A 12,618-nucleotide genomic window follows, 5' to 3' on the forward strand; every position below is an offset into this window, starting at 1 on the left:
CCGAGCCTCACGGACGCGAGATCCCATGGACTTCCCCTTGTCACAGCGCGATTCCACACGGGGGATTCCCGACGCGGCGCTGGCTGGTCTGGCGGGCGTCGCGGCGGTGGCGCTCGGCCCGCTGGCCTCGATGGTGCCGCGCGGGCTGCCGGTGTGGGCCATCCTGATCGCCCTGATCGGGTTGGCCGGTCTGGCCCGCCGCGGTGCCCTGGGGCGTCTGCGGCGAGCGATGCCCGGCACCATGGTGGTTCTGGCCTTCCTGGCCCTGGCCTCGCTGTCCATCCTGTGGAGCCCGTCGCCGCGCGCCGGCCTGACGGTGGTGGAGATCGGCTACATCGGCCTCGGCGCCCTGGCCGGCGGGGCATGGCTGTCGTCGTTGCCCGGGGTGGAGGCGCGGCGGCTGATCGGCCTGTTCCTGATCGGCGTGTTCGCCGGGGTTCTGCTGTTCGCGATCGAGGCCGCGCTGGATTTCCCGCTGCACCGCTGGTGGAACCATGTGCCGGCGGGGGCCGAGATCGCGGAAACCAACGTGCCCAAGCGCACCGCGGCGCTGCTCTGCCTGCTGGTGTGGCCGGCGGCGATGGCGCTCGACCGGGCGGGGCGGGGCGGGGCGGCGGTCGCTCTGCCGGCGGTCTTCGCCGGCGCCTGCCTGTTGCTGACCAGCCGGTCGGCCATGCTGGGCATCGTCGTGGGCGGTGCGGCCTTCGCGTTGGCGGTGTGGTCGCCGCGGCTGGTGCGCGGGGTGCTGGCGGCGGTCCTCGCGGTGGCCTTCACCTTCGTGCTGCCGCTGGCGCTGTTTCTCGACCGCGTGCTGAACCTGGATGGCGCCGACTGGCTGTTCCATTCCGCCCGGCATCGGGTGGAGATCTGGGGCATGGCGGCCAGCCGGGCTCTGGAGACGCCCGTCTTCGGGCAAGGCATCGACGCCTCCCGCGCGCTTGACCCGGAGGGCGCGGTGTCGCGCTTCGGCACGCTGACCGACAGCCTGCTGCCGCTGCACCCCCACAACGCCTTTCTGCAGGTCTGGCTGGAGCTTGGCGGCGTCGGCGCCGCGCTGGCCCTGGCGGCGACGCTGCTTCTGCTGTTCGGCACGGGGCGGATGGAGCGGCGCCTGCAACCCTTCGCTCTGGCCTTGTTCGCGTCCGGCCTCGCCATGGCGAGCACGGCCTACGGGATCTGGCAGGCGTGGTGGATGGGCGGGATTCTGGCCGCCGGCCTGATGCTCCGGCTGGCCGCGCGCACCCCGGCGGCGGGCGGATGACGGCGCAGAGCGGCACCGGACCCCGCCGTGTCCTGGTCATCAAGCTGGGGGCCTTCGGCGACTTCTTTCTCGCCCAGACCGCGTTTTCGGCCATTCGCCGGCATCATCGCGGCGACCGCCTGACGCTGCTGACCCTGCCGTCCCTGGCCCCGCTCGCCCGCCTCAGCGGCCTGTTCGACGAGGTGCTGGAGGACCCGCGCGGGCGCTCCTTCGGGGCCTATTGGCGCGTCCGCCGGATGCTGCGCGCCGGGCGCTTCGACCGGGTCTACGATCTTCAGGCGCAGTCGCGCACCGACCGCTATTTCTGGCTGCTCGCCCCGGGTCCCTGGCCGGAATGGTCGGGCACCGCCTGGGGCGCCTCGCACCGCGATCACTATCCGGGCCGCCGCAAGGTGCCGGTGATCGAGCGCTACACCCGGCAGTTGGCTCCCTTCGGCATCGTGCCGGACGCGGTCCCGGACCTGTCCTGGCTCGACGCCGACACCGGCGGTTTCGGCATCGCCGCGCCATACGCCCTGCTGATCCCCGGCTCCTCCCCCGGGCGGCCCGACAAGCGCTGGCCGGTGGAGCGCTATGGCGAACTGGCGGGCGCGCTGGCGGCGCGCGGGATCACGCCGGTCGTGCTGGGTACGGCCATCGAGGCGGACCTTGCGCGGGCGATTGCCGACACCTGTCCGGAAACGATCGACCTGACCAACCGCACCAGCGTGCCGGAAATCGCCGGGCTGGCCCGCCGGGCCTGGGCGACGGTGGGCAACGACACCGGTCCCACCCATCTGGTGGCATCCGTCGGCTGTCCCACCCTGGGACTTTTTTGCGACGCCTCCATCCCCATCCACGCCAACGGGCCACGGATGGTCATTCACCACCGGCCATCCTTCGCCGACATGGACGCGGCGGGTGTGCTGGCGGCGATGGACGCTCTTCCACCGAACCGGTAGAGTGCCGGCCGGCTTTTCTCCAGGGGTCATGAAGGATTTGAGCAGCCAGGACGCCAGCGCGATGCCCGCCGAACCGGTCTCCCTGCCCGAGGGCAAGCCGGGCGGACGCCTGATGCTGTTCGCCAAGCTGGCGGTGACCCTGGCGGTTCTCGGCGTGCTGGGCGCCAACGCCGACTGGCCGGCGCTGCTGGCGCGGGTCGCCGGAGCGGACCCCGTCTGGCTGGCGGCCGGCTTCACGGCAAAGCTGCTGGCCGTGGTCTGCGCGGGGGAGCGGTGGCGCGATGCCCTGTGGGCCGCGGGCGAACGGGTGTCGCATGGCTTGGCGATGCGGCTGATGTTCACCGGCCTGTTCTTCGGTCAGGTGTTGCCGGGGGCGCTGGGCGGCGACGTGGTGCGCGGCTGGCTGACCTACCGGGGCGGGGCGTCCTCCGCCGCCGTGGTGCTGGCGCTGGTTCTGGACCGGCTGCTGGCGCTGGTCGGCTGCGTCCTCCTCCTGTTCCTCGGCCTGCCGCATCTCGTCGCCACCGCGCCGCCTGCGGTTGCCTGGGCCGGGCCGGCGGCGGTCCTGTTGCTCGCGGTTGCCATGGTCGTTGGGCTCCAGGCGGACCGCCTCCCGCTGCCGAACCTCCTGCTGCGTCCGCCGGTCCGGGCGCTCCAGGCGCAGGTCGCGCGATTGCGCGCGGCGCTGCTCAGTCGGGCGGCGCTGGCGGGGCTGCTGCACAGCGCGGCGGTGCATCTGTGCACCGTCTTCGCGGTGATCGCCTACGCCCAGGCGCTGGGCATTCCCGTGCGGGTCCTGGACGCGCTGGCCGTCGTGCCGATGACCATCTTCGCGGCGGCGCTGCCCATTTCGCTGAACGGCTGGGGCGTGCGGGAAGGGGCCTTCGTGGCCGGTTTCGCGCTCTACGGCCTGGGCGCCACCGACGCGCTGGCCCTGTCGCTGATGATCGGGCTGTCGGTCACCCTGTCGTCGCTGCCGGGCGGCCTGCTCTGGCTCAGCCTGAAGGGCTCTGCGCGGTCCTGAGGCGGGCCAGCGCCCAGCCTGCGGCGTCGCGCACCACCTCGCTCGGGTCGTCCAGTAGGCGTTCGGCTGCTGTTGCGTGGCGGGAGTCACCGCTGTTGCCCAAGGCAACCAGCACGTTGCGCACGAAGCGGTCGCGGCCGATCCGCTTGATCGGCGAACCGCTGAAGACCTGCCGGAATCCCGCGTCGTCCAACTGCGCCAGATCGGCCAGCCGCGGCGCCGTCAGCTCGGCCCGCGGCAGAAAGGCGGCCTCGCGCGAGCGTTTGGCGAACTTGTTCCACGGGCAGGCGGCCAGACAATCGTCGCAGCCGTAGATGCGGTTGCCCATCAGCGGGCGCAGCTCCTCGGGGATCGGTCCCTTGTGCTCGATGGTGAGGTAGGAGATGCAGCGCCGCGCGTCCAGCTGGTTGGGAGCGGGGAAGGCGGCGGTGGGGCAGGCGTCCAGGCAGCGCCGGCACTGGCCGCAGCGGTCCACCCCCGGCGGGTCGGGCGGCAGTTCCAGCGTCGTGTAGACTTCGCCGAGGAACAGCCAGGAGCCGTGGGTGCGCGAGACAAGGTTGGTGTGCTTGCCCTGCCAGCCCAGCCCGGCCTTCTCGGCCAAAGGCTTCTCCATCACCGGGGCGGTGTCGACGAAGACCTTCAGTTCGGCCTTGTAGCGGTGGGCGATCCATTGGCCCAGCGTCTTCAGCCGGCCCTTGATCAGGTCGTGGTAGTCGCGATTCTTCGCATAGACAGAGATGACGCCGCGGTCGGGATGCGCCAGCAGGGTACGCGGGTCCTCCGCCGGGGCGTAGCTGGTGCCGAGCGCGATGACGGTGCGCGCCTCCGGCCAAAGGGACTGGGGGTGGGCGCGCTGGTTGGCCCGGTCGTCCATCCAACCCATGTCGCCGTGCCGGCCCTGGCGGAGGAACTCGGCCAGCCGCGCCTTGGCCTCTTCCCCCAACTCCGCCCGCGCGAAGCCGACCGCGTCGAAGCCCAGCGACAAGGCGCGGTCGCGGATCGCTTCGCGGGTGGAGGTGGCTGGGTCGGTCATGGTGGTTTTGAACGGCTTAGCCCTCTCCCCTCTGGGGAGAGGGTGGCCCGGAGGGCCGGTGAGGGGGATGCCCATGGCGTGAGGTTCGGCAGAAGCGCACCCCCCTCACCCTGACCCTCTCCCCAGAGGGGAGAGGGGATTTAGGAGGGTTACACTCCCGGATCAGCCGCGGCCACGGTAGGTCTGGACGTCCTGCGACGGAATCCACACGCCCTTCGGCGGCTCGCCGGTGGCGTAGAACACGTCGATGGGGATGCCGCCGCGCGGGTACCAGTAGCCGCCGATGCGCAGCCACACCGGCTTCAGCTCGTCCACCAGACGCTTGCCGATGCCGACCGTGCAGGCCTCGTGGAAGGCGCCGTGGTTGCGGAAGCTGGTCAGGAACAGCTTCAGCGACTTCGACTCCACCAGCCACTCGCCCGGCACGTAGTCGATGACCAGATGGGCGAAGTCGGGCTGGCCGGTGATCGGGCAGAGCGAGGTGAACTCCGGCGCCGTGAAGCGCACGACGTAGGTCTCGCCGGGGTTCGGATTCGGCACGCGCTCCAGCACCGCCTCCTCCGGCGTCTTCGGCTGGACGGTGGCGCCGCCGAGCTGGGTCAGGCCGGAATAGATGGTCTCAGACATCGGCGGATTCCTTCTTCGCGGGTTTCGCCGGCTTGGCTTTCAGGTGGGCCAGCGGGTCTTCGGTGGCCGGGATGTCGCCCTCGTTCAGGCGGGCCTCCAGCGCGCTCGCGACCTCCTCGAAGCGGCCGTCCTCGATGGCCTGCCGAAGCTCGGCCATCAGGTCCTGGTAGTAATGCAGGTTGTGCCAGGTCAGCAGCATCGGCCCCAGCATCTCGCCCGCCTTGAACAGGTGGTGCAGATAGGCGCGGCTGTGGTTGCGGCACGCCGGGCAACCGCACTCCTCGTCGAGCGGTCGCTCGTCGTGGGCGTGGCGGGCGTTGCGGATGTTGATGGTGCCGCGCCGCACGAAGGCCTGGCCGGTGCGGCCCGAGCGGGTGGGCATCACGCAGTCGAACATGTCGACGCCGCGCCGCACCGCTCCGATCAGGTCGCTGGGACGGCCGACGCCCATCAGGTAGCGCGGGCGCTCCTTGACCATCAGCGGCTCGGTGAAGTCGAGCACGGTGAACATCGTCTCCTGGCCCTCGCCCACGGCCAGCCCGCCGATGGCGTAGCCGTCGAAGCCGATCTCGCTCAGGGCCGCCACGCTCTCGGCGCGCAGGTCGGCGTAGACGCCGCCCTGGACGATGCCGAACAGGCCGTAGCCGGGCCGCTCGACGAAGGCGTCCTTGCTGCGCCTGGCCCAGCGCATCGACAGGCGCATGGACGAAGCCGCCTGCGCCTCCGTCGCCGGAAAGGGCGTGCACTCGTCCAGGCACATGGTGATGTTGCTGTCCAGCAGGTGCTGGATCTGGATCGAGCGTTCCGGCGTCAGATGATGCTTGCTGCCGTCGAGGTGGGATTTGAAGGTCACCCCCTCCTCGGTCATGGTGCGCAGGTCCGACAGGGACATGACCTGGAAACCGCCGCTGTCCGTCAGGATCGGCTTGTCCCAGTTCATGAAGCGGTGCAGGCCGCCCAACTGCCCGACGCGCTCCGCCGTGGGGCGCAGCATCAGGTGGTAGGTGTTGCCCAACAGGATTTCCGCACCGGTGGACTTGACCGCATCGCTGGTCATCGCCTTGACGGTGGCGGCGGTGCCCACGGGCATGAAGGCCGGCGTGTTGATGACGCCGTGCGCGGTGGAGACCCGTCCGCGCCGGGCGCGCCTGTCGGTCTTCAGAAGCTCGAACCCGATCCCGGTCATCACACCCTCCGGAGCAGCGACGCGTCGCCGTAGCTGAAGAAACGATAGTTCTGGCCGATGGCGTGCGCGTAGGCCGCCTTCATCCTGTCCATGCCCGCGAAGGCGCAGACCAGCATGAACAGGGTGGAGCGGGGCAGGTGGAAGTTGGTCAACAGCAGATCCACGATCTTGAAGCGGTAGCCGGGGGTGATGAAGATGTCGGTGTCGCCGCTGAAGGCCCGGATGCTGCGGTCGTCCAGCCCCGCCGTCTCCAGGATGCGCAGCGCCGTGGTGCCGACCGAGACGATCCGCCCGCCGGCGGCGCGGGTGGCGTTGATGGCCTCGGCGGTCTCCGTGGAAATCTCGCCCCACTCGCTGTGCATGCGGTGCTCGGCGATGTCGTCCACCTTCACCGGCAGGAAGGTGCCGGCCCCGACATGCAGCGTCACCGGCACGCGGCGGATGCCGCGCGCGTCGAGCGCCGCCAGAAGCTCCGGCGTGAAATGCAGCCCGGCGGTGGGAGCGGCGACGGCGCCCTCGCGGGCGGCGAAGACGGTCTGGTAGTCGGCCGCGTCCTGCTCGTCCGCCTCGCGCCGGATGTAGGGGGGCAGGGGCATCCGGCCGTGGCGGTGCAGCGCCTCCATCAGTTCCGGCCCGGCCTTGGAGAAGCGCAGGCGCACCTCCATCCCGTCCTTGGCGACGACCTCCGCCGCGAAGTCCTCGGCGATGGCGATCACGTCGCCGGGCTTCAGCCGCTTGCCGGGGCGGGCGAAGGTCGCCCACTCCCGCTCGCCCTCGCGCTTGTGGAGCGTGATCTCCACCCGCACTTCGCCGCGCCGGCCGTCCAGCCGGGCGGGGATGACGCGGGTGTCGTTGACGACCATCAGGTCGCCCGGCTCCAGCAGGGCGGGCAGGTCGCGCACGGTGCGGTCGTGCAGACGCTCCGCCACGTCGAGCAGACGGGCGGCGTCACGCGGCTTGGCCGGATGCTCGGCGATGCGGTCCGGCGGAAGGTCGAAGTCGAAATCGGCGGTCTTCATGGGAGCCGCTCGTATAGACCAAAGCGGTGGGACGGGGGAAGCATTACGAGTCGGCGGCTATTCGGGCAAAGGGAGGGCCTGGGCGGTCAGGGCGGCGGTCTGGCGGGCGTGCAGGACGTCCACGTCGAAGCCCTGGATCATCTCCTGGAACAGGCGGTACCAGTTCACCTCGGCCTGGAGATGCAGGAAGACGGAGCCCAGACCGATGGCCGCGCGGTCCATGAAGACGAACTCCCGCGGCACCTCCACACCGCCGACGCGGCGCAGCTCGGCATGGACCTTGGCGGCGGTCTCGCGGCCGTAATGGCCGGAGTTGGTCTCCTCGATGCGGCGGCTGCGGTCGTCCATGATCGGGGCGTAGACGAAGCGCGCCCAGATGTTCAGAACGTCCACCAGCTCCTTGGTCGGGTTGGCGAAGCCCCAGGTGCGGTAGGCCTCCACCGCCTTGTCCTGGTTGCCGGTCTGCAGCGCGTCGTAAAGGTCGATCACCCCTTTCACGAAGCGCGCCGGGAAGACGCGGACGCAGCCGAAATCCAGCAGGTTGATCCCGCGGTCGGGCCGCACCGTGTAGTTCCCCAGATGCGGGTCGCCGTGGATGATCCCGTAGCCGTAGAAGGGTATGTACCAAGCGCGGAACATGTTCATCGCCAGCGCGTCGCGGGCGTCCGGATGGTCCTTGACGAAGTCCAGGATCTTGCGCCCCTCCACCCATTCCAGCGTCAGCAGGCGGCGGGTGGACAGGTCCGGCACCACCGCCGGCACATGGACGCCGGAGGTGTCGGCCAGCATGGCGCGGTAGAGGCGGGCGTGCTTGGCCTCGCGCTCGTAATCCAGCTCCTCGCGCAGCCGTGCGCCGATCTCCGCCTGGATCTGCTTAGTGGAGATGGCGCTGTCGGTGCGCTCGAAGATGGCGAAGATCAGGCCGAGCTGGCGCAGGTCCGCCTCCACCGCGGAGGCCATGTCCGGGTACTGGAGCTTGCAGGCGAGATTCTGCCCGTCCAGCCCGACGGCCCGGTGCACCTGCCCCAGCGAGGCGGCGGCGGCGGCGGTCTGTTCGAAGTGCCGGAAGCGCTTGTGCCAGGCGGGACCCAGCTCGCTCGCCATGCGGCGCTTGACGAAGGGCCAGCCCATCGACGGCGCGTCGGCCTGGAGTTGGGACAGCTCCTGCACATACTCGCGGGGCAGGGCGTCGGGGATGGTGGACAGCAGTTGCGCCACCTTCATCAGCGGCCCTTTCAGCCCGCCCAGCGCAGCGCGCAGTTCGGCGGCGTGGCGATCCCGCTCCAGGGGGATGCCCAGCACCCGTTCTCCGGCGAAACGGGCCGCAAGGCCCCCCACGGCGGTCCCGACCCGCGCATACCGCGCGATCCGGCCGCCAAGCCTGTTCTCATCCGTGTTCGGCATGCCGAATAGGTGGGTGCGGCGGGGCCGAAAGGCGAGTCCCCCGGCGACGTTCCGGCGTCGCGGACCGGTCCGGTCACCGCCATCGGCACCCGGCGCTCGTCGCGCCGAATCTCAGAAACGCGGCGGCGTCTTCTGGTCCCCATTTTCTTTCGTGCTCAAATGGATCCGGGGCATAACAGCGCGCTATCAAAGATTGAGTATTTCCTTTTTCAGTGCCTCGACCTTCGTTTCATTAAATTCAAGCGACAGAGAGTGCGTTTTAATTCTTTCATAATCAATCGGTCCGCATACCGGAGTATGTGGCGCGAAGCCCGGTGCAACGGGGGAACAGATGCGGTTTCAGGACTTCCGGATCGTCAACAAGGTGCTTCTGGTGATCGGCCTGATGGCCATGCTTGCGGTTGCGTTGAGCACCAACGGGCTGGTCCGGATGGGAAACCTTGATCAGAGCTACACCAACCTGATCAACGGCGAGGCCAAGGCGAGCCTGTGGCTCGCCCGCGGCACCTCGACGCTCAACGAGACCGGGCGGCTGCTCTACACCATGATTGCCGAAGCGGACCCGGCGCGCATGCGCAGTCTGGCCGAGGAGATCGTCCGGCAGGAAAAGCTGCTCGACCAGCGACTGGACATGGCCGGGAAGACGCTCCCGTCGCTGGCTGCCGACATCGCCGCCGCGCACCAGCAAACCGGCGTCATGTCCAAGATCGCGGAAGAGGTCCGCTCTCTGACCCTGGGCGGCAAGGACCAGGAGGCAATGGCCGTGATGGGAAAGCGGTATGAACCCGCTTTCCTCGATCTTCTGTCCCGCATGCGCGCACTTCTGGAAAGGGCGGACAAGGATCTCGACAGCGCCGCCGACATGGCAACGGCCGGCTATCAGGACTCGCGCCTGTGGACGATGATCGCCGGCGCCGTGGGCATCGTCGTCTGTCTTGGGCTGGCGATCCTGCTGACCCGCCGCACCATCGCCGGCCCCATCGAGCGGCTTACGGGTGCGATGCGGGCGCTTGCGGACGGCAATCTCGACACGATCGTCGAGGGGCAGGGCCGCGGCGACGAAATCGGCGGCATGTCGACGGCTCTCCAGGTGTTCAAGGACTCCGCCATCGAAAAGCGCCGCCTGGAGGCTGCGGAGAAGGAGGAATCCGCCCGCCGCGGCGAACGCCAGCGCCGGATCGAGGAGGTGACCCGCCGCTTCGATGGGATCGTCACCGGATTGCTCGACCGGGTCACCGCCTCCGCGCGAACCCTGCACACGGCGTCGGACAGTCTGTCCGCCACCGCCGAGGAAACCCAGCGGCAGAGCGCCACCGTTTCGTCGGCCGCCGAACAGGCGACGACCAACGTGGAAACCGTGGCGGCGGCCGGCAACGAGTTGACCGCGTCGATCCACGAGATCGCCCGGCAGGTCTCCGACGGCAGCGCCATCGCCACGACCGCCGACCGTGACGCCGCCGCGGCGAATCACAAGATCGGCAGCCTCGCCGACGCGGTGGCCAGGATCGGCGAGGTGACGAGCCTCATCCAGAACATCGCCTCGCAGACCAACCTGCTGGCGCTGAACGCGACCATCGAGGCCGCCAGGGCTGGAGAGGCCGGCAAGGGCTTCGCCGTCGTCGCCTCCGAGGTGAAGAGCCTCGCCAACCAGACGGCCAAGGCGACCGAGGAGATCGCCGCCCAGATCACCGCCATTCAGACCGAGACCGCCGTGGCGGTGGCGGCCATCCGGGGCATCTCCGCGACCACCGTGCGGATGAGGGAACTGACCACGAGCATAGCCGGCGCCGTCGAACAGCAGGGGGCGGCCACGACCGAGATCGTCCGCAACGTCGACGAAGCCGCGCAGGGGACGCGCGTCGTGGCCGACAACATCATCGACGTCGCCCGGGCGGCCTCCGACACCGGGCGCATGGCCGGCGACGTCTTCAAGGCCGCCAGCGACGTGCAGGAGGAGAGCGAAACGCTGCGGGTGGAGGTTGAGCGCTTCCTGCAACAGGTGCACGCGGCATAACGCCGGTAACCCGGCGCCACCGTTCCGCAGGGGCGCCGGCTCACCCGCCTGGCGCGATGTTCTGGTTCACGCAGAACAGGTTGGCCGGATCGTATTTCGTCTTCAGCGCCCGCAGGCGCTCGTAGTTCGGCCCGTAGGCGGCCTGGACGCGCTGCTCGTCGTCGGTGACGAAGTTCACGTAGACTCCGCCCGTGGCGTAGCGGGCGGTGCGGTCGGACACGCCGCGCGCCCATTGGATGCAGGCGCCGTCCTCCGGCGGGGTGTTCCAGCGCGCGTGCACGTTCATGACGAACAGGGCGTCGCGGTGCGGGTAGGCGGTGGCGTCCGCCGGCACACGGTTGGCCGCCGCACCAAGCAGGCCGACAAAGATCTCGCACTGGTCGGAGGGCAGTCTCCCGGCTTCCTCGACCAGCAGGTCGATCAACCTGTCCTCAAGCCCGGTGAAGTTCTGCGATTTCCAGTAGTTCCGCGCGCCCGGCACCAGGAGCGGGTCGAAGGCCGCCTGCCACGCCGCGTAGGGCATGAGGCCGACATGCGCGCCGACGGGCGTGCCCAGCGACAGCACCGGTTCCAGCGCCTTGCGGGCCGCCGCCTCGTCGTCTCCGGCGCAGATGACGGGCATGACCACCACTTCCTTGCCGTGTACATCCTGCGGCAGGAAGGGCAGGGGCGGCGCCTTGCGCAGCACCATCCAGACGGTGGCCTCGTCCGGCAGGGCCGCCGTGGCGTCGCGGTAGCGGCGCATCAGGTCGCCGGCCCCGGCGAAGGGATGGACGACCAGCCCGGCGAACACCATCGGTCCCACGGAATGCAGGCGGAAGGTGAAGGAGGTGACGACGCCGAAGTTGCCGCCGCCGCCGCGGATCGCCCAGAAAAGGTCTTCGTTCTCGTCGGCGCTGGCGCGCAGGAACTTTCCATCGGCGGTGACCACGTCGGCGGCCAGCAGATTGTCCACGGTCAGCCCATATTTGCGGGTCAGCCAGCCGAAGCCACCGCCCAGCGTCAGACCGGCGATGCCGGTGGTGGAGTTGATGCCGACCGGCACGGCCAGCCCGAAGGCCTGAGTCTCCCGGTCGAGGTCGCCCAGCGTGGCGCCGGGCGCCACCCGCGCCGTCCGGCTGACCGGATCGACATGGACGAAGCGCAGGGCGCCGAGGTCGATCAGCAGGCCGCCGTCGCACAGTGAGTTGCCGGCGATGTTGTGGCCGCCGCCGCGCACGGAGACCAGCAGCCCGTTCTCCCGCGCGAAGCGCACCGCCTGCATGACGTCGGCGGCGCCGGCGCAGCGGGCGATCAGGCCGGGCCGGCGGTCGATCATCGCGTTCCAGATCGTCCGGGCCTCGTCATAGCCCGGCGACTGCGGGGTCAGCAGCGGGCCGCGCAGGCGGGCGGCAAGATCGTTGACGGCGTCCTCGGAAAGGGTCGCGTCCCGCCGGTCGGCGGTGCGAAGCGTGAAATCGCCCATCAAGCACCTCCCACGTCAAAGCAGCAATTTTCGCGAATATCCGGAGTGGATCGGCGCAACAAGGGTAAAGTTTCGCCCCTGTACAGGCCATCCGGGAAAGGACTCCCTCCGGTGTTCTTCCGGACGGAGCCACCCCTCAATTCGGTGTTCGCGCGGCTTTGACGGTGGGAGGGGGGATCAGCCGCCCTGGCTGCGGATCCAGGCGGCGGTGGCGCTGTCCATGGTGTTCTTATGGTTGATGAACCATTCCGGCACGACCTCGGTCAGATAGCCGCGGACCAAGGCCAGATTGCCGGCGGCCATGCGCTTGGCGATGCCCTCCAGCTCCAGACGGACGCGGTTGTGCTCGTGGACGTGGATGGGCGTCGGCGGGAAGCCGTACTGGTGCATCAGCTCCTCCTCGCGGGCCAGATGGTCGCGGAGGTGCTGGGCGAAGGCGGTGAAATGGGCGGGCAGCTCGGCGTCCGACGCCGTGGCGGCTTCGGCCAGAAGCTCGATGGTCTCCTTGTGGTCGGCGTCGATGATGGCGTTGCCGACTTCCAGGGACGGGCTCCAGGCGGGGATCGAGAGGGTGGGCATGGTGCTCTCCGAAGGGATCGTTGAAGGCACCATACCCATCCTTGAATTATGGATTCTTGACGTCC

At 69.6% G+C, this 12,618-nt stretch carries 11 protein-coding genes; 4 read left to right on the forward strand and 7 right to left on the reverse strand.

Features of this window, described 5'->3' with window-relative positions; all coding sequences use genetic code 11:
• Positions 1–25 precede the first annotated feature (25 nt).
• The 3 genes from DXK32_RS22480 (at position 26) to DXK32_RS22490 (ending at position 3,226) form a co-directional block, all read left to right on the forward strand.
• Positions 26–1,261 carry an O-antigen ligase family protein gene (locus tag DXK32_RS22480; RefSeq protein WP_114860545.1) on the forward strand — a complete coding sequence of 412 codons (1,236 nt, stop codon included), beginning with the start codon at positions 26–28 and terminating at the stop codon, positions 1,259–1,261.
• A complete protein-coding gene (locus DXK32_RS22485; protein ID WP_114860546.1) occupies positions 1,258–2,202 on the forward strand; it encodes a glycosyltransferase family 9 protein in 945 nt (314 codons plus the stop codon). The genes DXK32_RS22480 and DXK32_RS22485 overlap by 4 nt, the downstream gene beginning before the upstream one ends.
• A 61-nt stretch (positions 2,203–2,263) precedes the next feature.
• Entirely contained in the window at positions 2,264–3,226 is a 963-nt protein-coding gene (locus DXK32_RS22490) for a lysylphosphatidylglycerol synthase transmembrane domain-containing protein (RefSeq protein WP_162801307.1), read from the forward strand.
• Here the strand turns inward: DXK32_RS22490 and queG are convergent.
• The 5 genes from queG to DXK32_RS22515 form a co-directional block, all read right to left on the reverse strand.
• Positions 3,198–4,259: a tRNA epoxyqueuosine(34) reductase QueG gene (gene queG / locus DXK32_RS22495; protein ID WP_114860548.1), complete on the reverse strand. Its 1,062-nt coding sequence runs from the start codon at positions 4,257–4,259 to the stop codon at positions 3,198–3,200. The genes DXK32_RS22490 and queG overlap by 29 nt on opposite strands.
• Before the next feature lie 162 nt (positions 4,260–4,421).
• The gene (gene queF, locus DXK32_RS22500; protein ID WP_114860549.1) at positions 4,422–4,886 is read right to left on the reverse strand and encodes a preQ(1) synthase; all 465 of its coding nucleotides are present in this window, start codon (positions 4,884–4,886) and stop codon (positions 4,422–4,424) included.
• The gene (gene tgt, locus DXK32_RS22505; RefSeq protein WP_114860550.1) at positions 4,879–6,072 is read right to left on the reverse strand and encodes a tRNA guanosine(34) transglycosylase Tgt; all 1,194 of its coding nucleotides are present in this window, start codon (positions 6,070–6,072) and stop codon (positions 4,879–4,881) included. The genes queF and tgt overlap by 8 nt, the downstream gene beginning before the upstream one ends.
• Entirely contained in the window at positions 6,072–7,091 is a 1,020-nt protein-coding gene (gene queA / locus DXK32_RS22510; protein ID WP_114860551.1) for a tRNA preQ1(34) S-adenosylmethionine ribosyltransferase-isomerase QueA, read from the reverse strand. The genes tgt and queA overlap by 1 nt, the downstream gene beginning before the upstream one ends.
• 57 nt (positions 7,092–7,148) lie before the next feature.
• Positions 7,149–8,495 carry an ABC1 kinase family protein gene (locus DXK32_RS22515; protein WP_114860552.1) on the reverse strand — a complete coding sequence of 449 codons (1,347 nt, stop codon included), beginning with the start codon at positions 8,493–8,495 and terminating at the stop codon, positions 7,149–7,151.
• A gap of 331 nt (positions 8,496–8,826) precedes the next feature.
• On the opposite strand from DXK32_RS22515, the gene DXK32_RS22520 reads away from it, so the two are divergent.
• Positions 8,827–10,509 (forward strand): methyl-accepting chemotaxis protein, encoded by a 1,683-nt coding sequence (locus DXK32_RS22520; protein ID WP_114860553.1) that lies wholly within the window; start codon positions 8,827–8,829, stop codon positions 10,507–10,509.
• 40 nt (positions 10,510–10,549) lie between these two features.
• Here DXK32_RS22520 and DXK32_RS22525 read toward each other — a convergent pair whose 3' ends face one another.
• Together DXK32_RS22525 and DXK32_RS22530 are read right to left on the reverse strand one after the other, a co-directional pair.
• Positions 10,550–11,974, reverse strand: coding sequence for an FAD-binding oxidoreductase (locus DXK32_RS22525; protein WP_114860554.1), 1,425 nt, complete (start codon positions 11,972–11,974; stop codon positions 10,550–10,552).
• Between the two features lie 177 nt (positions 11,975–12,151).
• On the reverse strand, positions 12,152–12,553 hold the full coding sequence (locus tag DXK32_RS22530; protein ID WP_162801308.1) for a bacteriohemerythrin: 402 nt from the start codon (positions 12,551–12,553) through the stop codon (positions 12,152–12,154).
• Positions 12,554–12,618 lie beyond the last annotated feature (65 nt).

Origin of the sequence: Azospirillum brasilense (assembly GCF_003349955.1) — a bacterium.
Taxonomy (GTDB): domain Bacteria; phylum Pseudomonadota; class Alphaproteobacteria; order Azospirillales; family Azospirillaceae; genus Azospirillum; species Azospirillum brasilense_B.

Coding starts and splice junctions, on each gene's coding strand:
- DXK32_RS22525 (WP_114860554.1), bottom strand. CDS start 11,974: ATGGGCGATTTCACGCTTCGCACCGCCGACCGGCGGGACGCGACCCTT.
- queF (WP_114860549.1), bottom strand. CDS start 4,886: ATGTCTGAGACCATCTATTCCGGCCTGACCCAGCTCGGCGGCGCCACC.
- DXK32_RS22485 (WP_114860546.1), top strand. CDS start 1,258: ATGACGGCGCAGAGCGGCACCGGACCCCGCCGTGTCCTGGTCATCAAG.
- DXK32_RS22480 (WP_114860545.1), top strand. CDS start 26: ATGGACTTCCCCTTGTCACAGCGCGATTCCACACGGGGGATTCCCGAC.
- DXK32_RS22530 (WP_162801308.1), bottom strand. CDS start 12,553: ATGCCCACCCTCTCGATCCCCGCCTGGAGCCCGTCCCTGGAAGTCGGC.
- DXK32_RS22520 (WP_114860553.1), top strand. CDS start 8,827: ATGCGGTTTCAGGACTTCCGGATCGTCAACAAGGTGCTTCTGGTGATC.
- DXK32_RS22490 (WP_162801307.1), top strand. CDS start 2,264: ATGCCCGCCGAACCGGTCTCCCTGCCCGAGGGCAAGCCGGGCGGACGC.
- queA (WP_114860551.1), bottom strand. CDS start 7,091: ATGAAGACCGCCGATTTCGACTTCGACCTTCCGCCGGACCGCATCGCC.
- tgt (WP_114860550.1), bottom strand. CDS start 6,072: ATGACCGGGATCGGGTTCGAGCTTCTGAAGACCGACAGGCGCGCCCGG.
- queG (WP_114860548.1), bottom strand. CDS start 4,259: ATGACCGACCCAGCCACCTCCACCCGCGAAGCGATCCGCGACCGCGCC.
- DXK32_RS22515 (WP_114860552.1), bottom strand. CDS start 8,495: ATGCCGAACACGGATGAGAACAGGCTTGGCGGCCGGATCGCGCGGTAT.